Below are 24,219 nucleotides of genomic sequence, written 5' to 3'. Positions count from 1 at the left end.
TTGCAATTACAGACTTGCTGAAGCCTTCTTGCGGTGCATCATCAGATAAACAATCGGGACGATGAATCCGTTCAGGAAAGTAGAAGTTAACAAGCCTCCCAGAATCACTTTTGCCATCGGACTCTGAATCTCGTTGCCCGGAAGATCACCTCCCAGAGCCAGCGGAATCAATGCCAGAGCAGAAGACAAAGCCGTCATCAGGATCGGGTTCAGACGGTCGAGCGAGCCTTGCATCACGCTGTCGTACACGTTCAGCCCCTCCACTTGTTGGAGATGATTGTAATGGCTGATGAGCAGCATACCGTTACGGGTAGCAATTCCGAACAGAGAGATGAATCCGATGATAGCGGGTATACTAACTTCCCCCGTTGTAAGTACCAATGCGAAAACGCCACCGATCAACGCGAGCGGCAGGTTCAGCAGGATAACTCCCGACTCCTTGACGCTGCGGAACTCATGATAAAGCAATAGAAAAATCACAACGATGCTGATAAATGAAGTCAGCGCTAATGTCCTGCTCGCCGCCTGCTCGCTCTCAAACTGCCCGCCGTATTCGATGTGGTAGCCTTCGGGCAATTGCACGGATGCGTCGATCTGCTTCCGGATGTCGTTTACCACACTGCGCAAGTCGCGGTCGGCAACGTTGGCGGAAATCACGATTTTCCGTTTCACGTTCTCACGGTTGATGGTGTTAGGCCCCATAGCCGATGTCACTTCCGCCACATAGCTTAGGGGGACTTTGCGTCCGTCGTTCGTGTCCACCATCAAGTTGCGGATTTTCTCCATCTCGTCACGGGCGTCGTTCTTCACCTTCACAATCAGGTCGAAACTCTTGCCTTGTTCGTACACCTGCGAGATCACTTTTCCCGCCAGAGCGACATTCACGTACTCGGAAAACTCCGGCAGTGTGATTCCGAACTTGGCCAGCATTTCGCGTTTGGGCTGTATTTTTAACTGCGGACGTTCGATCTGCTGTTCCACATTCAGGTCGGCGATGCCGGGAATTGCGCCGATCGCCTCTTTGATCTGATTGCCGATGGAAAACATCTTGTTCAGGTCGTCGCCGAATAGCTTGATGGCAATATTTGCTTTCGTACCGGACAACATGGCGTCAATCCGGTGGCTGATCGGCTGTCCGATTTCAATGTTTGCTCCTGTAATTGTGCCCAGCTTTTCACGTACATCCGCCACCAGTTCGCTGCGCGAGCGGTCGCCCAGTTCAAACGGAGCCTCAATTTCGGACACGTTCACACCCAATGCGTGCTCATCCAGTTCGGCACGTCCCGTTTTGCGGGCAACGGTTTGTATCTCCGGAATGGTCAACAGCAACTCTTCCGCGCGCTGTCCCATTTTGTTGCTCTCTTCCAGCGAGATACCCGGCAGAGAACTGATATTGATTGTGAACGAACCTTCGTTGAAAGAAGGGAGGAAGCTACGTCCCAGCGTGAAGAACACACCGAGCGCCACGATGAAGAGAGCGATAGTTCCACCCAGTGTCACCCGTTTGTGCGCCAGCACCCAAGACAGTGCCTTTTCATAAATCCCTTTCATCCAGCGGGCTACGAAAGACTCTTTCAGTTCCTTGTTCGTCTTGTTGCTTCCCAACAGATAAGAGCAGAGCACCGGAGTCAGTGTCAATGCTACCACCGTCGAGGCGAATAACGCCACGATGAAAGCAATGCCCAGCGGGACCAGCATTCGACCTTCCATGCCACTCAGGAAAAATAAGGGGACGAAACTGACTACGATAATTAAAGTTGAGTTCAAAATCGGCATACGAACCTCCTTCGAGGCGTTGAACACCACTTCGAGCGTGCTCAATCTTTCCGCTTCCGCTTTCAGCCGGTTTTCACGCAAGCGCTTGTATACGTTCTCCACATCAACTATGGCATCGTCCACCAGCGAACCGATGGCGATTGCCATACCTCCGAGACTCATAGTGTTGATAGTCAGTCCCATATAATGCAGTGTCAGGATCGAAACGAGCAGTGAGAGAGGCAGTGTCACCAGCGAAATAAGCGTAGTGCGCACATTTGCCAGAAACAAGAACAGAACGATAACGACAAAGATACCTCCTTCAAAGAGCGATTTCTTCACGTTGCCGATAGAACTTTCGATGAAGCGGCTTTGGCGGAAAATGTCCGTAGAAACCTTTACATCCGGTGGCAGGTTCTTCTGAAGGTCTTTTAGCGAAGCCTCCAGCTTGTCCGTCAGTTCCAGTGTACTGGTGGCGGGCTGCTTGGTCACAGTCAGCAGGACGGCAGGTTTTCCCCGTTCCGAAGCCGTACCCAATTTCGGCGCTTTGGGGCCTATCGCCACGTCTGCTATATCTTCCAGAGTGACAGGAAAGTTGTTCACCGTCTTTACCACCGCCTTGCCGAGCTGTTCCGTCTGAGTGGTGGAAAGCACGCCTCGCACTATATATTCATTTCCGAACTCGTAAAGCACTCCGCCGTTGGCGTTCAGGTTCATGTCTTGCGTCACCGCCATCACCTCACCCATCGAAACGCCGTAGTGGCGCATCCGCTCGGGATCAAGCTGAATCTGGTACTCTTTGATGTCTCCTCCGAGCACCGCCACTTGCGCCACTCCTCCGGTAGACAGCAGACGCGGACGGATAGTCCAGTCGGCAATCGTACGGAGGTCGAGCATGGAGGTAGAGTCGGCCGTCAGCCCGACAATGAGCATTTCGCCCAGAATAGAAGATTGCGGGCCGAGTGTCGGTTTTCCAACGTTGACCGGAAGCGATTCACTGACTACAGCGAGCTTTTCACTCACAATCTGTCGGGCAAGATAAATATCTGTTCCCCAGTCGAATTCCACCCAGACAACAGAAAAACCATTGGTGGAAGAAGAACGGACACGGCGTACGCCGGTAGCTCCGTTTACGGCAGTTTCCACAGGGAAAGTCACGAGTTGTTCAACCTCTTCGGCGGCCATACCATTGGCTTCGGTCATGATGACAACCGTAGGCGCGTTGAGGTCGGGAAACACGTCTACTTCCGTGTGCATGGCAGTGTAGCTCCCCGCAATGAGCAGAAGAATGGAAGCGCAGAGCACCAGCAACCGGTTGTGCAGGGAATAATGTATGATTTTATTAAGCATCTTTTTAAATTAAGAATTATGAATGAGGAATTAAGGATGAAGATTCATTCTTCATTTAATCAGTGTTCATGGCTGTGTGCGGGGATGGCATTGCTTGCACTGGCCAGTCTTACCTGGTACGCTCCTTCGGTCACAACGCGGTCGCCCGCTTTCACGCCGGACAGGATCTGGACATTTTTTCCGTTGTCGGCTCCTACGGTCACTTCCTGTTTCTTGTACCCTTCCTCATCCAGTTGCAGATATACAAAGTAGCTCCCTTGTTCCTCCGTCAATGCGGTGCGTGGAAGGGAAATTACGTTTTCCATTGGCGACGAGAGCAGGAAAACCTCTACGAATGAGCCGGGAATCACTTCACCTTTGTTATCGAACTCGAAGGTGACAGGTACGTAGAAAGAATTGTCTCCGGCAGTTTTCCCGAAAGAGAGGAGTTTGCCGTTGAGCGCTTGCAGTTCGTATACCTTATTATTATAAGGAGTCTGGAAATTGGCGGAGCTGATTGTGCGGAGGTACGGGTAGTACTTTTCCGACACTTCGGCGCGGAGGAACAGACGGCGGTTCTGCGTCACGCTAACCAGCGGTTGTCCGATGGTCACGTAGTCCCCCTCTTTCACCAGTATGCTTTTCACATAGCCTGCGATGGGAGCTGTGATATTTTGTCCGATAGCCGAATGGTTCTTCGAAAGGGCCTCGTAGCTGATGCGGGCGTTCTCGTAATTCTGCTCCGCCTGTGCAAACTCCTTGTCGGATACGATTTTGTTTTTGACAAGGGCTTTCATCCGTTCGTACTCTTTCTTCGACACCTCGTAGGCGATGCGGGCACGTTGCACCGGGTCACCGTCGGCTATATTGTTTGAAGAAATGGTGACCAACGGTGTGCCGCTGCCGACGCTCATTCCTTCTGTCACTTTTCCACGAAAAGAAACAACGCCGGCTACGGTAGCTACGGCAACCGATTCGTCCCCCTGAGCAGCAAGTACTTGTCCGCTGGTTTTAATGACCTGTTGGAAAGGAGCGGGCTCGATGATACTAGCCTTTACTCCGGCTGCTTCGGCTTTCACTTTCGGAAGGACGATCTCGTCACTATGCGCTTCGGCCGTTTCGAGGTGGCTGTCTGCTGTTTCGTGACTGTGCCCTTCACCGGATTCATCCCCGTGGGCGCTGTGGTCGTGATCTTCTGTGGCATGATTATGTCCTTCCGCCTCATGATCATGCTCGTTGTGTGTATGTGTGACGGTACTATTACAAGAGGCGAGGATAAATAAACCCAGCACTCCGAAAAAAATAAGTTTCTTCATAAATGATATTTCCTACTTAAGTTTTTTGTTTTCTTTTTGTTGTTGCAGATTCATACTGCAAAAATACGGCAAGGTTCTTGCAACTGGCTTGCAAAGATTAGCTACAACGCCTTTGCAACTGGCTTGCAAGAGCGTTTTTAAGCGAAAACAGAGTAGGGAGGTGCGCGAAGCGAGGTGGCACGGTAGAAATCCGTGCTATGCAGAGAGTCTCGGAAGACGTAATAGTTCTTTACCCGTTTCTCCTGCGGGCGTAGTAAGTGTTCGATAATGACATCGGTGAACAGCGTAGCGATAAATACATAATCCGGATTGCTATAGCTGTGTATGGATGGGATGGACGACTGAAAGCGTGTCAGACACTCGCTGTTGCAACAGGCGTCGCTCTCCGGATGATGATGGTGCTTGGGGCATTGTTGCTCTACGGGCAAGTCCTGCTTCATGCAAATCATTCCGTTAGGGTGGTGATGATGGGGAATAACGGCTGCCACCAACATGATAATGTTGATGAAAAACAGCAGAGTTACTATGATTCTTTTTTTCCCTTTCATCCTGCGCAAAGATACAAATTCTTTATCTTCTCCCGGAATCCGCCCCTTCTTTTTATTATTTATTATTTCTTTTCCAGCTCTTGCAACGAATCCATCTTTTTCTTTTCGAGGAATTCATAGATACCGCATAGGTGTTCCGTCACCTTCTGATTGCCAAACTCATAAACCTTTGATACCAGTCCGTCGAGGAAATCACGGTCGTGCGAAACGACAATCAGCGTGCCGTCAAAATCGAGCAACGCCTGTTTCAGGATGTCCTTTGTTTTCATGTCGAGGTGATTCGTCGGCTCGTCCAGGATGAGAAGGTTGACCGGCTCCAGCAATAGCTTGATCATTGCCAGGCGGGTACGTTCTCCACCCGAAAGCACTTTCACTTTCTTCATCGACTCCTCCGGACCGCCAAACATGAAAGCACCCAGCAAGTCGCGGATCTTGTTCCGGATTTCCCCTTTCGCTACGTCGTCAATCGTCTGGAACACAGTTAGATTCTCGTCCATCAGTGAAGCCTGATTCTGTGCAAAATACCCGATTTGTACATTATGTCCCAGCGTCAGCGTGCCATCGTGCTCTATTTCCCGCATGATACATTTGACAAGCGTAGACTTACCCTCGCCGTTCTTGCCGACGAACGCCACCTTGTCTCCGCGCTCAATCGTCAGATTGGCGCCCTTGAACACCACCTTCTCTCCATACGTTTTCCCAACATTCTCCATGATGACCGGATAACTGCCCGAACGGGGGGAAGGCGGAAATTTCAGACGCAAAGCGGAAGTGTCCTCTTCGTCCACCTCCAGCAGTTCCAGTTTCTCCAGCATTTTCACACGGCTCTGTACCTGCAAGGTCTTCGAGTACGTCCCCTTGAAACGTTCGATGAACTCCTTCGTCTCGGCGATGAACTTCTGCTGCTCATCGTACGCCTTCTGTTGCTGTTCGCGGCGTTCCTTGCGCAGTTGGAGATATTGTGAGTAGTTTACTTTGTAGTCGTAGATGCGCCCCATCGTCACTTCGATGGTGCGGGTCGTGATGTTGTCGACAAACTTGCGGTCGTGGCTGATGACAATCACCGCCTTGCCGTTATTGATCAGGAAATCTTCCAGCCATTGGATAGACTCGATGTCGAGATGGTTCGTCGGCTCGTCGAGCAGCAGCACGTCCGGTTTCTGCAACAGTAACTTCGCCAACTCGATGCGCATCCGCCATCCGCCACTGAAATCACTCGTCTGACGTCCGAAGTCTTCCCGGCGGAAACCGAGTCCGAGCAACGCTTTCTCTACATCCTCCTCGTAGTTCGTGGCGTCGATTGAATAATACTTCTCGCTCAGGGAGGATACTTCCTCGATCAGAGCCATATAACTGTCGCTTTCGTAGTCCGTCCGTGTCTCCAACTCCTTGTTCAGTTTCTCGATTTGCGCTTCCATCTCGTGCAGATGCGCGAAAGCCTGTGCCGTTTCGTCGAACACCGTGCGTCCGTCCTCCGTCATCAAGTGTTGGGGCAGATAGGCCACCACGCACTCTTTCGGTGCAGAGACCTTGCCGCGTGTAGGTTGCCTCACGCCTGCCAGAATCTTGAGCAGTGTACTTTTTCCCGCCCCGTTTTTCCCCATCAGGGCGATGCGGTCTTTTTCATTAATAACGAAAGAGATATCACTAAATAAAGTCGTGCCGCCAAATTCTACGGCCAGTCCGTCTACAGAAATCATATTATTCTTTTAAATTGAGGCGCAAAGATAGCGAAATATATGAATATTTTTTATATCTTGCGGGCTGAAATAGGATATTAACTTGTTGGAATAGGATATTAACTTGTTGAGACTGGATATTAACTTAAGTATATAGAAGGATGTAGATGGAAAATAATATACTAAATAATATGGAAAGTACGCAAACATCTGAATTCAGACCGCTTATACTTGTGGCTGAAGACGACGACAGCAACTTTAAACTGATTAAAGCGATCATAGGTAAAAAATGTGATATCATGTGGGCACGGAACGGAGAAGAAATGGTAAATTTATTTCAAACACACGGGGAAAATGCCAAAGCGATGTTGATGGACATTAAAATGCCGCTGATGAATGGGTTGGAAGCGACGAAAATTATTCGTGAGTCCAACACTACGATTCCCATTATCATGCAGACTGCCTACGCTTTCAGTTCGGATAAGGAAAATGCGATGAAGGCGGGAGCTACGGAAGTGCTGGTGAAGCCGATTACGCTAGGGGTTCTTCGCGGTACACTAAGTAAATATCTGCCCGACTTGCAGTGGTAAATGAATAATAAAACGCAGATTAACGCAAATTATCATAGAAAAGATTCTATAAGTCATTGATTAATATGTCAATTGAATATCAATGGAATATCAATTGAAATGGATTAGTCAAGACTTGGAGCCTGTTTAAATAATCTATGCTAACTTGCGTTAATCTGCGTTTTGATATATCCCCCCCCCTTTTGGGGGAGGGAGGAGAAATTAGTTCTTATGGTTGAGAACCGGATGCATCGTCGGGAGTAGTAATAGGCTCAACCCACGTTTCATCGTCATCCCATCCGGTGCGGCGGAAGCCTTTGATGGTGTACGTTTTGCCTTCCAGCGTATATTTCACTTCGATGCCGTCCGCTTTCCCGTTTGTCGGAGTCGTAACGCTTTCTAAAGTGACTTTTCCGGAAGTGACTGTAAATTCCCCTACGGGAGTCGTTCCGTCGGCAACCATATTGCCTGCTGTTCCGTTAAAGGTGAGTTCTTCCACATTACAACTGATTTTGCCTAGAATACCACTTTGGAATTTATTACCGTTCGGCAACTTGATCCACAACTTGTCCTTATCATTATCCGCTGTATTGTACAGATACAGATAAGTTCCGTAGACGTTGTATGATTCGTCATCGTCCTCTATTGTGCTTATAAGCAGTTCCTCATTGTTCTCGTCCAGCACTTTGACGTAATATTGTCCGCTCAGCGGGTATATAGGTGCAAACTCCTGCTCATAGTCTCCATAAGTGTCGCATGACACGAAAGTGACCATTGCGAACATCAGGACTAATAAATAATTAATAGGTTTCATGTATATATCCTTTCTTTCTATTGTTCAATATCCTTATTATTTTTTATGCCACCACAGCGGTTCGGTAATTGCCGGAACTTTCGTAGGCGCATTCGTATTATAATCCAACGACTCTTTTGAGTAGATGAAGCGGTGAGCAAACTGACCCTTAGCTAACGAACTGTTGGGGTTATATGCCAGCGTACCCAAAACGTAATCATCCGGATCACCGTCTGTTGTATACTCGCTGACTTCCGGAATACCGGTGCGGTTGATATCGAACCATGCATCCCAAGCCTGGCAACGGGTGCTGGCAATCCATTTCTGGGTAAGGATACATTTCAGCATACTTTCTTCGTCGGTGTCTTGGAATTCGTAAGGTTTTCCTGCTGCAATAAATTCATCGATTTCATCGTCATGGTTCCATCTGGCGAAAGAAAATTCAACGGCTTTGTCATAATGAGTCTTGGCACTGCCTTTGTCTCCCAACCGTGCGTAGCATTCCGCCAACAGGTATTCGGCTTCGGCCGCTGACATATAATAAACAGGATCGGTAGCACCGATTACGGCACGCGAAGTTGTTGAAATGCTATATGTGCTGGAAGTTCTGTTCCCATAAGGAATCGCTCTGTATTCGGTTCTATCAGATGCGGCAGTCTTTTCGTAAAAGTCTCCGATGCGCGGATCTTCATATTCGGCTAGATAGTTATACAACGTCGTACAGGCGCGTACATTATTTGTCGTATTCAACTGTCGGCGGTCATTTTCATAGAACGGATTGGACTTATTTACGACATCCTCGAAACAGTGTACCGTTGCGTCGTCTTTCAGAAAATCACCGGCAGCGAGCATTGTTTGTATCTCCGCCTTGTTCGTGTCAAAGTCTCTCATGAGCAACTTCAACTTTAAAGTTTTGGCAAATCTGATCCATTTCGCGATATCCCCGTCATAGATATAATCTTCCACGTTCATGGTTTTCAGACCTTTGGCAGAGGCTTCCGCTTCCTTGTCGATTGCGTCGTTCAGCATTTTGATAATGCCGGGATAAACCACCGTTTTACTATCGTCGTATTTGCAGTTCTGACCTTTCAGGGCTTCGGTGAAAGGAATATCTCCATAAGCGTCGGTGAGCACGTGATAAGTAAACGCGGTCATGATTTTTCCGACCACCCAATAGTTCCACGCACCTTCCTCTTCCGATTTCTTGATGACGAGATCGAGATCAGGCAAAACGTCCGCGTACGGAATTCTCCACAGACGGAGGTCGCTGGAAGAAGTCATCGCATAGTTGACCAGCGTGATATATTGGCTGGATGACGGATTCTGCGTGTAGTGCTGTGACCACATAGAACCGTAGAGTTGGTACAAATACCCCATTGCGGCAGCCGAGCCGGTGAATGCGGACGGCAGTAACGTCGTTACCGTCACTTGTGATTCGTCCGGATAATTCGGATTTTTGTTGACGTCCAGATAGTCCTCGCAAGAGGTGAACGTGCCGGACAGGATGGCGCTTAATACACCTATATATAAATACTTGAATTTTTTCATCTTCGATCGTTTTTTTTAGAATACAACTTTAATACCTCCACCTATATTGCGCGTAGAAGGCAAGGCGGCAAATTCTCCCAGTTCGGAAGCGATATCGTTACCGAAAGTTGTGGTTTCCGGGTCTACGTAATTGTTAGCTTTCGGAGTCCACATAAAGAGGTTGCGTCCGATCAGGCTCAGGTCTAGCTGCTGGATACCCAGTTTGGAAATCCATGCTTTCGGGAATGAGTAAGACAAGACCAGTTCCCTCAGTTTCACATAACCTTTCGGGATGATGAAGTTCTCGAACTGGCTGTCTGAGTAAGAGTCGCTGTAATAACTGCTCATGTTGTCGCTGGTCACGGGACGGTTGTTTTCGGCGTAGCCTCCGTCCTTGAGGGCGATTACGGAGTTGGGCACGACGAACGGTTCGCGGTTGTTGAACAGCGAGCGGGTAGTGTTGCCGACGAAGTGCATCAGCTGTGCGGTGTAGGAGTACATATAACCGCCTTTACGCCAGTCGGCCACAGCGGAAAGGGTGAATCCTTTGTAGCTCACGCGGGTGTTGAAACCCATATTGAAGTCGGGAGCGGACGAACCGATCGTCTTCATTTCGCTGTTGCTGGTAGTCGGGATACCGTTGGCGTCGACAATCACTTTGCCGTAGTAAGGGCTGTTCTCGTCCTGTACGGTAGCGAGGGCGGGCACTTGGAAGATTCCGAGCGGTTCGCCGACTTTGGCAACGAAGTTGGCGCTGTAAGCCGTTTTCAATACGTATTCGGTCACAGGCTTGTCCCCCTCGTTCCACAACTTGTTCACCTTGCTCCAGTTCTTGCTGAAGGTGACTCCCAAGTCCCATTCCACCTCTTTGGTGCGGATCGGAGTCAGGTTGAGGGCGATTTCGATACCTTTGTTGGAAATTTCGCCAACGTTGCGCACGGCACTGGTGTAGCGTGTTTCCGGGGCGACGTCTGCCGCGATGATCTGGTTTTTGGTCAGCTTGTCGTAGTAGGCGAAGTCAATGCCGATGCGGTTGCTGAGGAAGTTGGCGGTCAAGCCCAATTCCCATTCGGAAGTCTTCTCCGGTTTCAGGTTGTTGTTGGGCTGGCGGTTGTATTCGGTCAGTCCCAGCGCCCCGTTCAGCGGAGTGTCCAGATAGCCGTAGCCGGATGAAATATGATCGGGGATGTAGTATGCCAGCGTTCTGTACACGTCGGCGTCGTTACCCGTCTGTCCCCATGCGGCGCGCACTTTCAGGAAGTCTATCACGTTGTTTTTCAGCGAGGGGAACATATCGGTCAGGATGACGGACGTGTTGATTCCTCCGTAGAAGAAACTGTTGTGGTGGATGGGCAGTGTAGACGACCAGTCGTTGCGTCCGGAAAGGTTGACAAACCAGAAATTCTTATACCCGAATTCCACCTGTGCGAAGGCTCCGATTGTTCTGCGCAAATCGCTGTAATTGGTGCTGACGGGCTTGTCGGTCCCGTTCTGCAGATTGTACCATCCTTCCATGAACAGCCCTTCGAGAAACGACTTCAGATAAGACGATTTCCGTTGGTTGAGGTTCCATCCTGCCGTACCTCCGAGAGTGATGTCTGTGCCGATATTGTAGTTGGCGCTCAGGAAGAGGGTTGCGTCGATCTGGTCGTAATTATCGGTACGTTCGGTATAAGTACCCTTTTCTTCGGATTTGCCTCCGATGCTGCTGTAGGAATTGTCGGCGTACGTCAGTTTCGCCGTGCGCAACTTCTGGCGGGCGTTGGTGAAGTCACCTCCGAGACGTCCTACGGCCTTCAGACCGGGAATGACCTCGTAAGACAATTCCAGTTTACCGTAGATGCGGTCGTCCTGATAGTTGTTCTTATTGTTGGCGAGTACCCAGTAAGGGTTCTGCGCGTACCACGTGTAATAGTTGTCTCCGTTGAACCGTTCGTCGTTGAAATCCTTCATGACAGAATAGTCGATGTCCACCGGGTGCTGTATCAGTTCCTGCTGCATGGTGGCTCCCGCGTTTCCTTGTCCGGCGGCGGCTTTCGTCATGTCTTTGCGGATATACGTGATGCTGGCGTCGGCGGCGAACTTGCCGAATTTCATGTTGCCACGGAACGACAGGGTGTTACGTTCGTATTTGTCGGCATTGTTGGGCAGCACGCCGTTAGAGGAGGTGTTGCCGTAAGAAAGCATCAAGCCCATCTTTTCGTTGCCGGTGCGGACGCTGATGTTGTTGTTCATCTCGAATCCGGTGGTGTAGAAGTTGCGGAGATTGTCTTTCACGAACGAGTAGTGCTTTTTCATCGGGGTAGTCAGTTTGCTGGAGCCCCATTCGTTGAGCCGGCCGTCCAATGCCGGTCCCCACGATCCGTTCTCGCCTCTGTTCCACGTTCCCCATCCTTGTCCGAACTTGTCCTGTTCCTGCGGCACGCGGAGCACGTTGGAAGCCATGAAAGAGCCGTCGTACGAAACGGTCAGTTTCTCTTGTTTGGCGCGTTTGGTGGTGATCATCACTACACCGTTGGCAGCGCGCGAGCCGTAGAGGGCGGTGGCTGAGGCGCCTTTCAGCACGGTGACGGATTCCACGTCGTCGGGGTTGATGTCGTTTGCCCCGTTACCGAAGTCGATAGCGTCGCTGGCGGCAATGACACCGTTGCCCTGGTCGTTGGAGAGGCTGGTGTTGTTGGACATCGGCACGCCGTCGATGACGTATAGCGGCTGGTTGCTGGAGAAAGAGGAATAACCGCGCACGATTACTTTCTGTGAGCTACCGGCCGTTCCGGAGCTGGAAATGTTTACACCGGCTATTTTTCCGGAAAGTCCGGACATCACGGAACCTGACTTGGCTGCGACCAAATCGTCATTTTTCACTGTAGAAGCGGCATAACCTAGTATTTTCTCGCTTCTTTTGATACCTAAGGCGGTAACGACCACCTCGTCCAGCGCCTTCGCGTCCGAACGCAGCACGATTTTTAAAATCCCTTCCTTGATTGTCACTTCCTGGGGGATCATTCCCACATAAGAAACACGTAAGGTTTTGGAGGAGCTTGGTACGTTGCTGATTGTAAATTTACCGTCAATATCGGTGATTGTACCAAGAGTGGTGCCATTGACTAATACTGAAGCACCTACGACAGGCTGTCCATCTTCTTCGGATGTTACCAATCCGGTCACTTTGGATGTCTGCGCTGTCGCCAGACCTATGCCTATAAATAGGAAGGTCATGAAGAACATCAATTTTCTTTTCATAAATTCTCTCTTAATTTTAACCTAAAAACACATCATTTCTCTCTAACAGGCTGCAAAGATAATATAAATTATAATAAACTAAGAAAAGTAATGCGTTTTTAACTAAATACTGTCATATTGAAAGTGGATTTCGGTATTGATATGGGATTTTGAAATGTTATATGGATTATTTGCTTGCTTTTAGATTATTTGGTGTGTCATAAGGAAAGTGTTGTAAGTGTTTATTTTGATAATAAAATATCATTGATTCCGCTAAATGGGTGACTTTTTATTATTTCAGCTTCTTCCCCTCACCATTTTCTGTAGCATTCCGTTGTAAGTGCTTTCAAATTCGGCCGGGTGATTGAGTGCCCAAAGGATGTAATCTCCCGGTTCGTTCTTTTTGAGCAGGGTAGGGCGGTATCCGGGACTGAGGATTTTCCATAGCGTGCCGTTGATTCCTCCCAGTTCTTTTCGTCGGGCAAGGGCGAAAATGGCTTTGGCGGTCTGTTCGTTCCGGATGCCGATAGCTTCCATATTTAGTCGTAGTATAGCTTCGAAGTCCCCTCCGGACGAATCCTCTAAAGACAAACCCCTTACAGCAACAGGCGAAGCCTGAGAAACGCCGTTTGGCGGAACGGGCGGCTTCTCGCTCTCCTTTCTCATTTTCCCTTCCCTCTCTGTCTCTTTGTCTTTTTGGGTTTCCGATTTGCTTTCATTTTCCCTCTCCATTTCCTGTTTGCTTTTAATATCTGTATCCGTTTCTTGTTTTGTTTGTGGCATTGTTGCTGCGGATTTGCCCGGATCTGCTGCAAATTTGCCCGGATTTACTGCGAATTTGCCCGGATTTGTTGCGGATTCATTTGTCTGTTCTCCGTTTTCCCCCTTTGTCTCCTTTGTCTCCTTTCTCTCCTTTGTTTCCTTTGTCTCCTCCTCGTTATCATTCGCTTCTTTCTCCTCCTTGATCATCCAGAAGTTTTCCAAAGGCAATTTGTATTTCCTCCGGCTGTCGATGATGATTTTGTGATACTGCTCTTGGATGGCTTGCGAGGTCAGCACCCCGTACTCCTTATATATATAGGTGTCGAACAATCCCACCGACAGACAATCGTCGATGATGGCTTGCATTTCCTCCTCCTCGCAACAGGCTTCCTGAGCGATGTCGAACAGTGTGTCCTTGTTCCAAAGGACATAATAGCCTTTTTCTTTGTAGATAAGACAAAGCAGGGAAGTGAGCGCGGCAATTCCTGCCGCGTGATGGCGGCAGGAGATGCGGCGCACTTTCCGGTCTTGCAGGAAATTGACATCTAGGGGGAAATAATCTAATCCGGGTTTGGAAATGCGTGCCATGATAAATTAAGTTTTAAAAAGTGATACATTGTGCGGTTTATCGGAACTCGTTGCGTACGTCGAAGCAGGGGCACATCTTGATAAACTCGTTGGGCGAGATAATGCCGTCACCGTTGCGGTCGGGGCTGGTGTCCCGGTGGCCTATCACTTGTCTGATGTCGGGGTAAACGAGCCGCAGGTCTTCCACCAGGCGGATGAGCGCTTCGCGTTGGGCTTCCGTCCGGGTGTCGGCGGGACGGCCTTCCTTGTCCAGCCCGCCCACGTAGCAGATACCTATGCTTCGGCGGTTCCAGCCCGTGCAATGCGCTCCGTCGAGGGAGACATCCCTTCCCGGTTCGATGGTTCCGTCGGGCCGGATTACGAAATGATAGCCGATGGAACGGAAACCGCGCGCACGGTGCCAGCGGTCGATGTCGGCGGCTGTGAAATCCTGTCCCGCACGGGTGGCGGAACAGTGGATGATAATCGTGTCTCTCATTACAGCGTCCCCCTTTCTTGTTGGTTGCGGCTTGTGTAGATGGCGAATCCGAAAGCGATGGCTTCGTCTTCCGACAGTTGGCGGTAATATTGCCGGTTCACCGGATGCTGGACCGGGATGCAGGGAGATTGTACAGGCGGGACAGGCCGATGATGGGATGACTGCGGAACAGCCTGAGCGGGAGAAGTCTGCGGAACAGCCTGAGCGGGAGACAACGGTAAGGGTTCTTTCATGATAAAAGCGTCTCCTCTGTGCTGGCGGACGCGTAAGTTGTGGAGGAGTAGTCGTTCCGGATAGCGCAACTGTAGTCTGAGCCAGTTTATGAATGCGGGATTCATGTGTTCTCCTTTGCTCATCGCCTGCATGGACGGGTAGGCGCGGAGTGTATTCCCACTTGCGTCCGTTACGGCGCAGGGAACACCCGAATACTTTGAACCCGTTTTTCCGGGAGGCCGCAATCCCATTCGGATGGCGTGCATTATGTTGTCATGCGCGTCACACCATTCGAGGTTCGACACGTGGTTGTTCAGCGTGTTTCCGTCGAGGTGGTTTACTTGCGGCAGATGTTTCGGGTTGGGAATGAACGCCTTAGCTACCAGACGATGCGTGTAGTATTTGGTGTAGATTCCTTTTTGCATGAGCTCTGTCTGCTCGTAGCCTTCTCCTGCGATCGTGGTGCAGAGAATCAGTTTCGACTTGCCTTTAAAACTCAACACCCGTCCATGGTCCGAGACCATGTAGTCGGGATTTTCTTCGATAAATCTCCAATTTTCCATACTTGATATTGGTAAACGTTAATAAAATTATATTCTGTTAAAAAACGGTCTGTTCTTTTGTCTCCGCGTGGAGAAACGGCGTTTCCTGCATTCCAGGAACGGCGTTTCCCGGTGTATAGAAACGGCGTGGACTGGATATGTTAAACGGCGTTTCTTCCTCCTCCGTGCGGGGTTCGAGCCTTTCGGCGCAATGGATAAGAAACTCCAATTCTTCCCGGCAGCCTTGAATGGCTTCTTGCAGGGAGTCTACATTGTACTGCCTGCAAAGGATTTCCCATTCTTCTCGTTCCTGCCGGTTCATTCTGTTCTCGTCTTTTCGGGTTCGTCCTCGGCGTCGATGTCCAGAAAGTTTTCCGCATGGAACGTGCGCCATCCTTTTGCCTCGATGTCGTAGTAGACGACGAACGTGTTTTCCGGTCGTGGAATATAAGGTTGGTGGAAACTGTGTTCGTATCCGGTGAGTGTGCCGATGGCGTGGCGGACGCTGCCGTCTTGTTTGGTGTAGTGGAAGCGGACATTTCCGTGATGCATCTGCCGGATGAGGGCGCCTATCCGGTGGGCGGTGACGAGTGCGTCGTGCCGGTTCATACCATTGTTTTGCCGGATGGCGGCTGCCTGTTTCATGAGCCGCACCCGTTGAAAAGAATGCTCTTCTTTAATCTTGGTCATTGTTCTTCGGTTTATTTTGATTATGAGGCAAAAGTAGGGAATGGAAAGGGGAAAGATTGTCCGAGCTTGACACATAAATGAGGAATTAAAGAAGAATGTGTCAAGCGTGAACATGATTGTTAAGAGAAATAGCCGTTCTTTGTGGAAATTTTTAATTAATACAATAGGAAAATGGCAAAGAAATTGGTAAAAAGAGGGTCGGAAGTGACAAGTAATAGTGATGCAATCTGTAAGGTAACCGGACTTCGGCATTGCGATGATAGCACAAAAAAAGAGATTGTGGACTATTTGGTGAAAATAGATAAGCAGAATGATATACCGGAATGTTATATTGTAAATAATTCAAATAGTTCGACTTCTTCGGTGAGACGTGTGTTCAGTTGCGTCTGGGATGGCAGTACTTCAATACCCGATTTTACGACGTTATTTAATATTAGCGCGTGTGTCCTCAAAAAGGCTAAAATCGTTGTAGCCCTTCCCGGATTACTGTGTGCGGTTGTATGCCTTTTACTGAAAGATTCGGCGAAAGTGAAGTGCCGGGCTATAAACCGGCACCATCTGGTAATGGATATCGAACTCTTTGAGGATAAAATTATATCTGTTGAAGATTGGGAGGAGATGAAGAAGGAAGAGGCGGAAAAGAATAAAACAGATAGGAATAAAACAGATAAGAAAAAAACAAATAAGAAAAAGTGAATCAAGGTTCTCCTAAAAAACGGAAAAACAACCCTACTTGCGCCGGAGTAAGCAGGATGGATTTCTCGCTGTATCCCGTTTGGGCGAGTGCAGCCTGCAATTCTGTATTTTTGGCTATCCACCCCCGCAGGGTGCGGCGTGCTGAGGCGGTTTGTATATCGGGCAGGTAGAAGGACGCTAACTGGCTTTTGCTATAAGTCCGGATGCGGATGGAAGGGGATGTTTCTGCTTTCATTGTCGGTTGTCTTTTAAGGGGGGTTATCAGATTCTATGTTTGTAAAGGTAAGGCTTTTTAGGCTGATTGGTGATGTGTTGTGCAGAAGCGGTTGTGGGCATGGTTTGTGCGGACTCGTGCCGGGTTGCTGTCTCTTGTGACAGGTCGGTACGTTATGGTTCACGTTTTTTTTCCTTCCGGTTACCTTTGCTTTCGTAATCGGTTACAGAGAGGAATTTAATTTATCAATCATTAAAAAAAGGAAACAGTATGCCATTAATTTACAAACCTTATCAGGCAACGCTTGCCAACAAGGAAGGACAGAAATTGTATTATCCCCGTCTGGTGAAATTCGGGAAGGCAGTCAATACGCAGAAAATGGCGGAATTGATTGCGGAAAAAGCCTCGCTGACGGCGGGTGATGTCCATAATGTGATTCGTAATCTGATGTCCGTGATGCGGGAACAGCTGCTTAATAGCCGCACGGTACGCCTCGAAGGCTTGGGAACGTTTACCATGATCGCTAAGGCGAACGGGAAAGGGGTGGAGCTTGAAAGTAAAGTCAGCAGCGCGCAGATTACTTCGTTGCGTTGTCAGTTTACACCGGAGTATACACGTGAGGCGAACGGAAGCGCTACCCGTGCGCTGACTTCCGGAGTGGAATTTGTACACGTCAAGGATGTGGCGGGCTCGTTTGTCGCTGCCGATGATTCAGGTGAAGATCCGGACGACGGAAAGAATCCGGATGGCGGAAACGGTGGCGGAGAAGCTCCGGATCCGTCTGAATAATGAGGAAACGGACTTTAAGAGACTGGATTTTAAGAGACCGGATTTAAAAAAAAAATTAAAAACAGAAGCTTATGAAATTGTTGTTGGAAAAATTGCTTGACATTCTTGAGGCAATATTGCGTTTCCGCAGACGCCGTAAAGAGTAGATTGCTGTTTGTGGAAATTGTGGAAAAATGAAGCTGGCTCGCTTATTATTTGTAAGTGAAGAGATGAAAAATCCCCCTTACTATTGCCTTAGTCCGTTGTGATATTAAGGAATGGTAAGGGGGGATTTTTTTGTGGGGAAATCAGATCAGTCGGTCTCGATCTGGAACTTACGGCTTACTTTCATTAGATTGATGGTGTAAGTCACCACGTTTTGGGCTTCCTGAACCATCGTCAGGTATACCATGCTGACGCGGATACTTCCCGACTGGCTTTGGATGCGCTGCAGTTCCTTGCGTTTCAGCAGCGAGAGTTGTCCGTTAAGGTCGTTGGCGCGGCGGATTTCTTCTTCCATGTTATTGTAATCGTTGTTTTCCAGTTTTCTGCGACATTGCTGGATCAGGTAAGTGATGTCTTCGGCCGCGTCGCTGAATTCGCCTTTTTGGATAGCGTCCAATGGGTTGAAGTTGTTGTCGATGTGCTCCAGGCACGGTTCGCAGAGACGTGAAATGCTGTACACCAGTTCGCTGGCGAAGTCGTTGCCCTGGTAGTAGTAAAGCCCTTTTTCGAGCACGGTGTTGTTGTCGAGACGGCACATAGCGACGGTTCCGGTACGCTTCATCTGCTTGACGAGCTGCTTCTCGAATTTGGTGGAGCCCATCGCGCGACGCAATCCCCGCAGGTTCTCGTGGAGGAAGGAGGTGACGGTGAGTTCGAAATTCGTTTCCGCGTATTCCAACACTTTGCCGAGCTCTTCGCGGGTGTGCTTGCGCATCAGTTGCAGAGCTTCTTCGCTGTCGGTGGTCTGCATCAGTTGTTTCAGGGTCTCGTTGCCTTGCTCTTTCGCTTTGCGTTTCTTGTACATCACTTGGCTGCGTATCAGGATGAACACGGCGATGCCGATGAGGACGATGATGGAAATGTTTCCTCCGTAGTGAAGTACGAGGGCGACGAAGAAGCAGAAGGTGAAGGCGGCTCCGGCGGTGATGAACCAGCCGCCGATGACGCTCAGTACGCCTGTGATGCGGTAAACGGCGGAGTCACGTCCCCAGGCACGGTCGGCCAGTGAGGTTCCCATAGCTACCATGAAGGTGACGTAGGTGGTGGAAAGGGGAAGTTTCAGTGATGTTCCCAAAGCGATGAGCAGGCCTGCCAGCACGAGGTTGACGGAGGCGCGGACAAGGTCGAACGCTGCGCCGTCGGCTATGATGGCTTCGTCTTTGCGGAAGCGGGTGTCGAGCCATTTCTTGGTGCTGTTCGGAGTGATTCGTGAGATTCCGTTGGCGAGCGCCATGCTGAAACGGACGATTGTACGGGCTATCGGGGTGCTTCCGAAGGTTTCTTCGCCTTCGTCTTGGCGGGAGAGGTCGACGGAGGTCTTGATAACGGCGTGCGCCTTTTTGGAGGTGCAGAGTGCGTAGACCATGATTGCTCCGGCTCCGATCAGGAAGTACCACGGAGTTTTGGCGGGTCCTAGCAGGGAGGTCATCAGGAAGTTGTCCGGGTTGCCCGATCCGTTGGCGGTGTAGTCTATGAAGGAGGAGAAACCGGCGAGGGGAACACCGATGAAGTTGACGAGGTCGTTGCCGGCGAAAGCGAGGGCGAGGGCGAAGGTGCCCATCAGCACGACTACTTTGAAGACGTTGACTTTCAGCCAGTGGAGGACTTGCATCAGCAGGGTGAAGAATACGAAGAACACGGTGATGAGCAGCAGGGTGTTGTCTTGTATCCAGTGTTTGTTTTCGGGTGTCATGAAGGAGCTGTCTTTCAGCCCTTTGATGAGCATGAAGTAGATGATGGAGGTGGCGGCGATGCCTCCGAAGAGGGCTATGCTGTACTTCATCTTTTTAGTGTAGTTGAAGGTGAATATCACACGGGCGATCCACTGCACAAGCATTCCGAAGAAGAAGGCGATGGCTACGGATACGAAGATTGCCATGATGACGGAAAGGGCTTTGTCGGTGTTGATGAGGTCGCCCAGCGCGAGGGTGTCGCTGTTGTGCACTTTGATGAGCGCGAGGGCGAAGGTTCCTCCAAGTAGCTCGAAGACTAGTGAAACGGTGGTGGAGGTGGGCATGCCCATTGAGTTGAATACGTCGAGAAGCACAACGTCGGTCAGCATGACGGCAAGCAGGATGCACATGATTTCGGCAAAGTAGAAGTGCTCGGGCTGGTAGATGCCGTGACGGGCTATGTCCATCATCCCGTTGGACAGGGAGGCGCCGATGAAAATGCCGACACCGGCTATGAACAGGATGGTCTTGAACGATGCGGCTTTGGCGCCTACCGCGGAGTTCAGGAAGTTGACCGCGTCATTGCTTACGCCGACGATGAGGTCGAACACGGCGAGGACGAACAGAAAAATGATAATGCATAAGTAAATTGTCTCCATAAATGTATGTATGTAATTTCGGCGGCAAAGGACGGAATTTGACGTTGCAGGGAAATGTCATAGATGTTACATTTGTGTTACAATCTTCTTTCTTTTGTCTTGAAACAAAAGAAAGAAGCAAAGAAAAATTCAAGGCTTACTTTTTTCTCCTACTCGCTTCCTGCACTCCGCTGAAGGGCAGAAACTCGCTTCGCTCAAACAGTCTGCCCTTCTTTACGCTCCGTTACGGGAGCTCGCTTGACGGAGAAAAAAGTAGGCCGGGGGAAACCATGCGGATGGGGTGGGGAGGAGACGGGGAGCATGGCTGGTTGGTCTTTGGGGACGGTTATTGGGGCATGGCTGGTTGGTCTTTGGGTTGCTGGGTGTTATTTGAACAAAGCCGGTTATATAGTGTGTATTGCGCTCGGATGGCGGGGGTTCCGGGCGTTCTTTTTTTGAATATGTTTTGTAGCTTTGCGTCTACTCGGCAGGCTTTTTGATTGTCGGCGAGTTGGATGGTAAGCATTTCGATCAGGCTGTTGCGCAGGTCGGGGTCGAGGACGGGGGTGATGGCCTCGATGCGGCGGTAGAGGTTGCGGCGCATCCAGTCGGGTGAGCCCATGAAGACTTTGGGATTGCCGCCGTTGCCGAAGTACCAGATGCGGGCGTGTTCCAGGAAGCTGTCTACGATGCGGGTGATGCGGATGTTGCGGCTGTACGGCTGGTCGGGGATGAGGCAGCAGATTCCGCGAATGATAAGGTCTGTCTGCACACCGTGTTCGGAGGCTTCGTAGAGGCGGTCTATCATGGCGGGGTCTTGAAGGGCGTTCATTTTTAGGATGATGCGGGCGGGTTTGCCTTGATCGGCTAGGGCAATCTCACGGTCGATGAGGCGGTTCAACTCTGGGATGAGGTTGAAACGGGCGACAAGGAGGGTGGTGAACTTCGGATCTTCTTTGCCTTGAAGGGTGCGGAAGAGGTTGTAAAGGTCGTTCACTATTTCTTTGCGACAGGTGAATAGTCCGCAGTCGGCATAAAGTGTGGCGGTTTTCTCGTTGAAGTTGCCGGTGCTGATGTAGGCGTAGCTGGGGATTTTCTCACCGTTCAGTCCACGACGGCGGATAAGGGCTACCTTGGCGTGCACCTTCAGACCGGGAATGCTGTATATGATTTTTATACCGGCGGCTTGCATCATTTCGGCCGTGGCCAGGTTGTTCTCTTCGTCGAAACGAGCTTTCAACTCTACAAATACTGTGACTTTCTTGCCGTTCTGGGCAGCGGCTATCAGGGTGTTGATGACGGCGGAGTTCTCCGCCACACGGTATTGCGTCACCATGATTTCACGGGTTTCCGGATTGTGCACGGCTTCGTAAAGGAAGTGGATGAAGTGCTCGAAGGAGTGATAGGGGTAATAGAGCAGCAGGTCTTTCCGGGCGACGTAGTTGAAGATGGATTCTTTTTCGTCGAGGATGGTGAGTTTCATCGGCTTCGGCTTTTCGGGGCTGTGCAGTGACTTGCTGGGGTTGGGGAGATGGCGCAGGTCTTCCAGGTTCAGGTGTTTGTCGCCGGGAACGAGTTCGTCGCGGTGAATGTGAAACGCGTCTACGAGAAAATCCAGAAAGTCGTGCGGCATGGCACGGTCGTAGACGAAGCGGCAGACGTCTCCTATTTTACGCTTCTTTACTTTCTTCTTGAGCTGGGCCACAAGGTCGGCACTGCTGGCGGTGTCGTCAATTAATATGTCGGCGTCACGGGAGATTTTTATACTGTAACACGACTCGACATCATAACCGGGAAAAATTAGATTGAGGTTCGCCTTGATGATGTCTTCGACAAACATCAGGTAATGATTTTTTTCATGACACGGCAACTCGATGAAACGGGGGACTTTTGCGTAGGGCTGCTTCATCACGAAGTAAAGAGGAGGACGGGAGGACTCGAGGATGGGGGATTCTTTTTCTTCTATTCCTTCTATAGCTTCTACTTCTTCTCCTTCTTCTTTCGGATAGAGTCGGATAGCGAGATAGAGTCGGTTATCTCGTAAGAAAGAGACGATTTTGTCTTTGGAAACGGGTACGGGTTGCAGGTAGGGGAAGATTTCTTCTTTGAAGAAGTCTTTGATAAACTGCTGATGGAACGGCTCTACATGGCTGTCCTGATAAAAGATGATGTGGTTCTTTTGTAGGGCAGGCAATATTTTTTGTTCGTAGATGCGCACACGGTCATCTAGTTGCCGGTTGACTTCCCTGTTGATTTCCTCTACAAGTTCGCGGGCGGATTGTACGCTTTCTTCATCACTTTCCGTTGCGCCGGAAGCAACAGCTTTGTGGTCTGCTACACGGATTTTATAAAATTCTTCGAGGTTGGAAGAGTAGATGGAAATAAAGTTGATGCGTTCGTAAAGGGGGAGACGCTCGTCCAAAGCCTCCAGCAACACGCGGTAGTTGAACGATAGCCAGCTGATATCTCGCTTGAAATATTTATATTTGTTTTCCATATGCTTTAAGATTTTTCCAAATATAGTATCTTTGTAGGATTAAACAAAAAAATTTATGATAAGAATTGGATTATTATCCGATACCCATGCTTATTGGGATGAGAAATACCTGGAGTATTTTGAGCCGTGCGATGAGATTTGGCATGCCGGCGATATCGGTTCGGTGGAAGTGGCGGAGAGGTTGGCGGCGTTCCGTCCTTTCCGGGCAGTCTACGGAAATATTGACGGGCAGGCTATCAGGAAGCTGTATCCGCAGGTGAACCGTTTTACGGTGGATGACACCGAAGTGCTGATAAAACACATAGGCGGCTATCCGGGAAAGTATGATCCTTCGATAATTGGAAGTCTGATGACACGCCCGCCCAAGTTGTTCATTAGCGGGCATTCTCATATATTAAAGGTGAAGTACGACAAGACGTTGGATATGTTGCACATCAATCCCGGAGCTGCGGGGATGTCAGGATTTCATAAAGTGCGTACATTGGTGCGCTTTGTCATCGAGCGGGGAACGTTTAAGGACTTGGAAGTTATCGAGTTGGCAGATAAATAATTTTTCATATTATTTTTGTCATCTCGGATTTCTTTCCGACCTTTGCACTCAGTTTATGAATAACAAAGACGAACATGAAGGGAATTATTCTTGCCGGTGGCAGTGCCACTCGCCTCTATCCGCTTTCTAAAGCGATCTCCAAACAGATAATGCCTGTCTATGACAAGCCGATGATTTATTATCCGCTGTCTACACTGATGCTGGCGGGAATTCGTGAGATTTTGATCATCTCAACTCCGCGTGACTTGCCGATGTTCCGCGATTTGCTGGGAACGGGTGAGGAATTGGGTATGTCTTTCTCTTACAAAGTGCAGGAGCAGCCTAACGGGTTGGCGCAGGCTTTCGTGTTGGGAGCCGATTTCCTGAATGGAGAACCGGGCTGCCTGATTCTTGGAGATAATATGTTTTACGGGCAAGGTTTCTCCGCCATGCTTCGCCGGGCTGCCAATATAGAGAAGGGAGCTTGTATATTCGGCTATTATGTGAAAGACCCTCGCGCGTACGGCGTGGTGGAATTTGACGGACAGGGAAAGGTTATTTCGCTGGAAGAGAAACCGGCAGTGCCGAAAAGCAATTACGCCGTTCCCGGATTGTATTTCTATGATGCCACCGTGACGGAAAAAGCGGCGGCTCTTCGGCCCTCAGCACGTGGAGAATACGAAATAACAGACCTCAACCGCCTGTATCTGGAAGAAGGCACTTTGAAAGTGGAACTTTTCGGACGCGGATTCGCGTGGTTGGATACGGGAAACTGTGACAGTCTGCTGGAGGCTTCCAACTTTGTTGCCACCATCCAAAACCGACAAGGTTTCTATGTCAGTTGTATCGAAGAGATAGCCTGGCGTCAGGGATGGATTCCGACCGGACAACTGCTGCTGCTGGGACAACGCCTCGAAAAGACCGAGTACGGCAAATATTTGATAGAACTGGCGAAACAATCCTAAAAT

At 49.7% G+C, this 24,219-nt stretch carries 19 protein-coding genes and 1 pseudogene; 5 read left to right on the top strand and 15 right to left on the bottom strand.

Features of this window, described 5'->3' with window-relative positions:
• Nucleotides 1–6: 6 nt before the first annotated feature.
• The 4 genes from H8S63_RS09440 to H8S63_RS09425 form a co-directional block, all read right to left on the bottom strand.
• Nucleotides 7–3,105 carry an efflux RND transporter permease subunit gene (locus tag H8S63_RS09440; RefSeq protein WP_055278391.1) on the bottom strand — a complete coding sequence of 1,033 codons (3,099 nt, stop codon included), beginning with the start codon at nt 3,103–3,105 and terminating at the stop codon, nt 7–9.
• Nucleotides 3,106–3,164: 59 nt separating this feature from the next.
• Nucleotides 3,165–4,400, bottom strand: a complete 1,236-nt coding sequence (locus H8S63_RS09435; protein ID WP_186926632.1) for an efflux RND transporter periplasmic adaptor subunit — start codon at nt 4,398–4,400, stop codon at nt 3,165–3,167.
• A 137-nt stretch (nt 4,401–4,537) separates the two neighbouring features.
• Complete coding sequence (locus tag H8S63_RS09430) at nt 4,538–4,948, bottom strand: DUF6769 family protein (protein WP_149923345.1); 411 nt, start codon at nt 4,946–4,948, stop codon at nt 4,538–4,540.
• 62 nt (nt 4,949–5,010) lie between these two features.
• Entirely contained in the window at nt 5,011–6,648 is a 1,638-nt protein-coding gene (locus H8S63_RS09425) for an ABC-F family ATP-binding cassette domain-containing protein (protein WP_007751596.1), read from the bottom strand.
• Between the two features lie 170 nt (nt 6,649–6,818).
• On the opposite strand from H8S63_RS09425, the gene H8S63_RS09420 reads away from it, so the two are divergent.
• A complete protein-coding gene (locus H8S63_RS09420) occupies nt 6,819–7,217 on the top strand; it encodes a response regulator (RefSeq protein ID WP_186926630.1) in 399 nt (132 codons plus the stop codon).
• 208 nt (nt 7,218–7,425) lie between these two features.
• On the opposite strand, the gene H8S63_RS09415 is transcribed toward H8S63_RS09420, so the two are convergent.
• The 8 genes and pseudogenes from H8S63_RS09415 to H8S63_RS09380 form a co-directional block, all read right to left on the bottom strand.
• Nucleotides 7,426–8,010, bottom strand: coding sequence for a lipid-binding protein (locus H8S63_RS09415; RefSeq protein WP_186926628.1), 585 nt, complete (start codon nt 8,008–8,010; stop codon nt 7,426–7,428).
• 36 nt (nt 8,011–8,046) lie between these two features.
• A complete protein-coding gene (locus H8S63_RS09410; protein ID WP_186926626.1) occupies nt 8,047–9,537 on the bottom strand; it encodes a SusD/RagB family nutrient-binding outer membrane lipoprotein in 1,491 nt (496 codons plus the stop codon).
• Nucleotides 9,538–9,552: 15 nt separating this feature from the next.
• Nucleotides 9,553–12,759: a SusC/RagA family TonB-linked outer membrane protein gene (locus tag H8S63_RS09405; protein WP_186926624.1), complete on the bottom strand. Its 3,207-nt coding sequence runs from the start codon at nt 12,757–12,759 to the stop codon at nt 9,553–9,555.
• Between the two features lie 276 nt (nt 12,760–13,035).
• A complete protein-coding gene (locus H8S63_RS09400; protein WP_186926622.1) occupies nt 13,036–14,088 on the bottom strand; it encodes a DUF4373 domain-containing protein in 1,053 nt (350 codons plus the stop codon).
• Nucleotides 14,089–14,125: 37 nt separating this feature from the next.
• On the bottom strand, nt 14,126–14,566 hold the full coding sequence (locus tag H8S63_RS09395) for an N-acetylmuramoyl-L-alanine amidase (protein WP_186926620.1): 441 nt from the start codon (nt 14,564–14,566) through the stop codon (nt 14,126–14,128).
• A complete protein-coding gene (locus H8S63_RS09390) occupies nt 14,566–15,342 on the bottom strand; it encodes an HNH endonuclease (protein WP_186926618.1) in 777 nt (258 codons plus the stop codon). Before H8S63_RS09390 ends, H8S63_RS09395 begins: the two co-directional genes overlap by 1 nt.
• 151 nt (nt 15,343–15,493) lie before the next feature.
• Nucleotides 15,494–15,643 (bottom strand): annotated as a pseudogene (locus tag H8S63_RS20325) (molecular chaperone DnaJ); the annotation flags it as partial.
• Nucleotides 15,640–16,011 carry an SH3 beta-barrel fold-containing protein gene (locus H8S63_RS09380; protein WP_186926652.1) on the bottom strand — a complete coding sequence of 124 codons (372 nt, stop codon included), beginning with the start codon at nt 16,009–16,011 and terminating at the stop codon, nt 15,640–15,642. The gene H8S63_RS09380 and the pseudogene H8S63_RS20325, both read right to left, overlap by 4 nt.
• A gap of 171 nt (nt 16,012–16,182) precedes the next feature.
• On the opposite strand from H8S63_RS09380, the gene H8S63_RS09375 reads away from it, so the two are divergent.
• Complete coding sequence (locus tag H8S63_RS09375; protein WP_186926614.1) at nt 16,183–16,707, top strand: hypothetical protein; 525 nt, start codon at nt 16,183–16,185, stop codon at nt 16,705–16,707.
• Between the two features lies 1 nt (nt 16,708).
• Here H8S63_RS09375 and H8S63_RS09370 read toward each other — a convergent pair whose 3' ends face one another.
• Nucleotides 16,709–16,942: a DUF4248 domain-containing protein gene (locus H8S63_RS09370; protein ID WP_007751567.1), complete on the bottom strand. Its 234-nt coding sequence runs from the start codon at nt 16,940–16,942 to the stop codon at nt 16,709–16,711.
• A gap of 249 nt (nt 16,943–17,191) precedes the next feature.
• On the opposite strand from H8S63_RS09370, the gene H8S63_RS09365 reads away from it, so the two are divergent.
• Entirely contained in the window at nt 17,192–17,710 is a 519-nt protein-coding gene (locus H8S63_RS09365) for an HU family DNA-binding protein (RefSeq protein WP_186926612.1), read from the top strand.
• Between the two features lie 292 nt (nt 17,711–18,002).
• Here H8S63_RS09365 and H8S63_RS09360 read toward each other — a convergent pair whose 3' ends face one another.
• Together H8S63_RS09360 and H8S63_RS09355 are read right to left on the bottom strand one after the other, a co-directional pair.
• Nucleotides 18,003–20,246: an inorganic phosphate transporter gene (locus H8S63_RS09360; protein WP_007751494.1), complete on the bottom strand. Its 2,244-nt coding sequence runs from the start codon at nt 20,244–20,246 to the stop codon at nt 18,003–18,005.
• A 325-nt stretch (nt 20,247–20,571) separates the two neighbouring features.
• Nucleotides 20,572–22,722 (bottom strand): RNA degradosome polyphosphate kinase, encoded by a 2,151-nt coding sequence (locus H8S63_RS09355; protein ID WP_186926610.1) that lies wholly within the window; start codon nt 22,720–22,722, stop codon nt 20,572–20,574.
• Nucleotides 22,723–22,777: 55 nt separating this feature from the next.
• Here H8S63_RS09355 and H8S63_RS09350 point away from each other — a divergent pair, with 55 nt between their 5' ends.
• Both H8S63_RS09350 and rfbA read left to right on the top strand, forming a co-directional pair.
• Nucleotides 22,778–23,272, top strand: coding sequence for a metallophosphoesterase (locus H8S63_RS09350; protein WP_007751491.1), 495 nt, complete (start codon nt 22,778–22,780; stop codon nt 23,270–23,272).
• Between the two features lie 74 nt (nt 23,273–23,346).
• Nucleotides 23,347–24,216 carry a glucose-1-phosphate thymidylyltransferase RfbA gene (gene rfbA, locus H8S63_RS09345; protein WP_186926608.1) on the top strand — a complete coding sequence of 290 codons (870 nt, stop codon included), beginning with the start codon at nt 23,347–23,349 and terminating at the stop codon, nt 24,214–24,216.
• Nucleotides 24,217–24,219 lie beyond the last annotated feature (3 nt).

The sequence above is a fragment of the Bacteroides sp. NSJ-39 genome (assembly GCF_014287315.1).
GTDB classification, from domain to species: domain Bacteria; phylum Bacteroidota; class Bacteroidia; order Bacteroidales; family Bacteroidaceae; genus Bacteroides; species Bacteroides finegoldii.
The sequence above is the reverse complement of the archived record's forward strand: the minus strand, read 5'-3'. Positions and strand labels throughout refer to the sequence as shown.

What these genes read in the sequence shown, in the direction of transcription:
- H8S63_RS09440 (WP_055278391.1), bottom strand. Translation starts at nt 3,105, where the DNA reads ATGCTTAATAAAATCATACATTATTCCCTGCACAACCGGTTGCTGGTG.
- H8S63_RS09435 (WP_186926632.1), bottom strand. Translation starts at nt 4,400, where the DNA reads ATGAAGAAACTTATTTTTTTCGGAGTGCTGGGTTTATTTATCCTCGCC.
- H8S63_RS09430 (WP_149923345.1), bottom strand. Translation starts at nt 4,948, where the DNA reads ATGAAAGGGAAAAAAAGAATCATAGTAACTCTGCTGTTTTTCATCAAC.
- H8S63_RS09425 (WP_007751596.1), bottom strand. Translation starts at nt 6,648, where the DNA reads ATGATTTCTGTAGACGGACTGGCCGTAGAATTTGGCGGCACGACTTTA.
- H8S63_RS09420 (WP_186926630.1), top strand. Translation starts at nt 6,819, where the DNA reads ATGGAAAGTACGCAAACATCTGAATTCAGACCGCTTATACTTGTGGCT.
- H8S63_RS09415 (WP_186926628.1), bottom strand. Translation starts at nt 8,010, where the DNA reads ATGAAACCTATTAATTATTTATTAGTCCTGATGTTCGCAATGGTCACT.
- H8S63_RS09410 (WP_186926626.1), bottom strand. Translation starts at nt 9,537, where the DNA reads ATGAAAAAATTCAAGTATTTATATATAGGTGTATTAAGCGCCATCCTG.
- H8S63_RS09405 (WP_186926624.1), bottom strand. Translation starts at nt 12,759, where the DNA reads ATGAAAAGAAAATTGATGTTCTTCATGACCTTCCTATTTATAGGCATA.
- H8S63_RS09400 (WP_186926622.1), bottom strand. Translation starts at nt 14,088, where the DNA reads ATGGCACGCATTTCCAAACCCGGATTAGATTATTTCCCCCTAGATGTC.
- H8S63_RS09395 (WP_186926620.1), bottom strand. Translation starts at nt 14,566, where the DNA reads ATGAGAGACACGATTATCATCCACTGTTCCGCCACCCGTGCGGGACAG.
- H8S63_RS09390 (WP_186926618.1), bottom strand. Translation starts at nt 15,342, where the DNA reads ATGGAAAATTGGAGATTTATCGAAGAAAATCCCGACTACATGGTCTCG.
- H8S63_RS09380 (WP_186926652.1), bottom strand. Translation starts at nt 16,011, where the DNA reads ATGACCAAGATTAAAGAAGAGCATTCTTTTCAACGGGTGCGGCTCATG.
- H8S63_RS09375 (WP_186926614.1), top strand. Translation starts at nt 16,183, where the DNA reads ATGGCAAAGAAATTGGTAAAAAGAGGGTCGGAAGTGACAAGTAATAGT.
- H8S63_RS09370 (WP_007751567.1), bottom strand. Translation starts at nt 16,942, where the DNA reads ATGAAAGCAGAAACATCCCCTTCCATCCGCATCCGGACTTATAGCAAA.
- H8S63_RS09365 (WP_186926612.1), top strand. Translation starts at nt 17,192, where the DNA reads ATGCCATTAATTTACAAACCTTATCAGGCAACGCTTGCCAACAAGGAA.
- H8S63_RS09360 (WP_007751494.1), bottom strand. Translation starts at nt 20,246, where the DNA reads ATGGAGACAATTTACTTATGCATTATCATTTTTCTGTTCGTCCTCGCC.
- H8S63_RS09355 (WP_186926610.1), bottom strand. Translation starts at nt 22,722, where the DNA reads ATGGAAAACAAATATAAATATTTCAAGCGAGATATCAGCTGGCTATCG.
- H8S63_RS09350 (WP_007751491.1), top strand. Translation starts at nt 22,778, where the DNA reads ATGATAAGAATTGGATTATTATCCGATACCCATGCTTATTGGGATGAG.
- rfbA (WP_186926608.1), top strand. Translation starts at nt 23,347, where the DNA reads ATGAAGGGAATTATTCTTGCCGGTGGCAGTGCCACTCGCCTCTATCCG.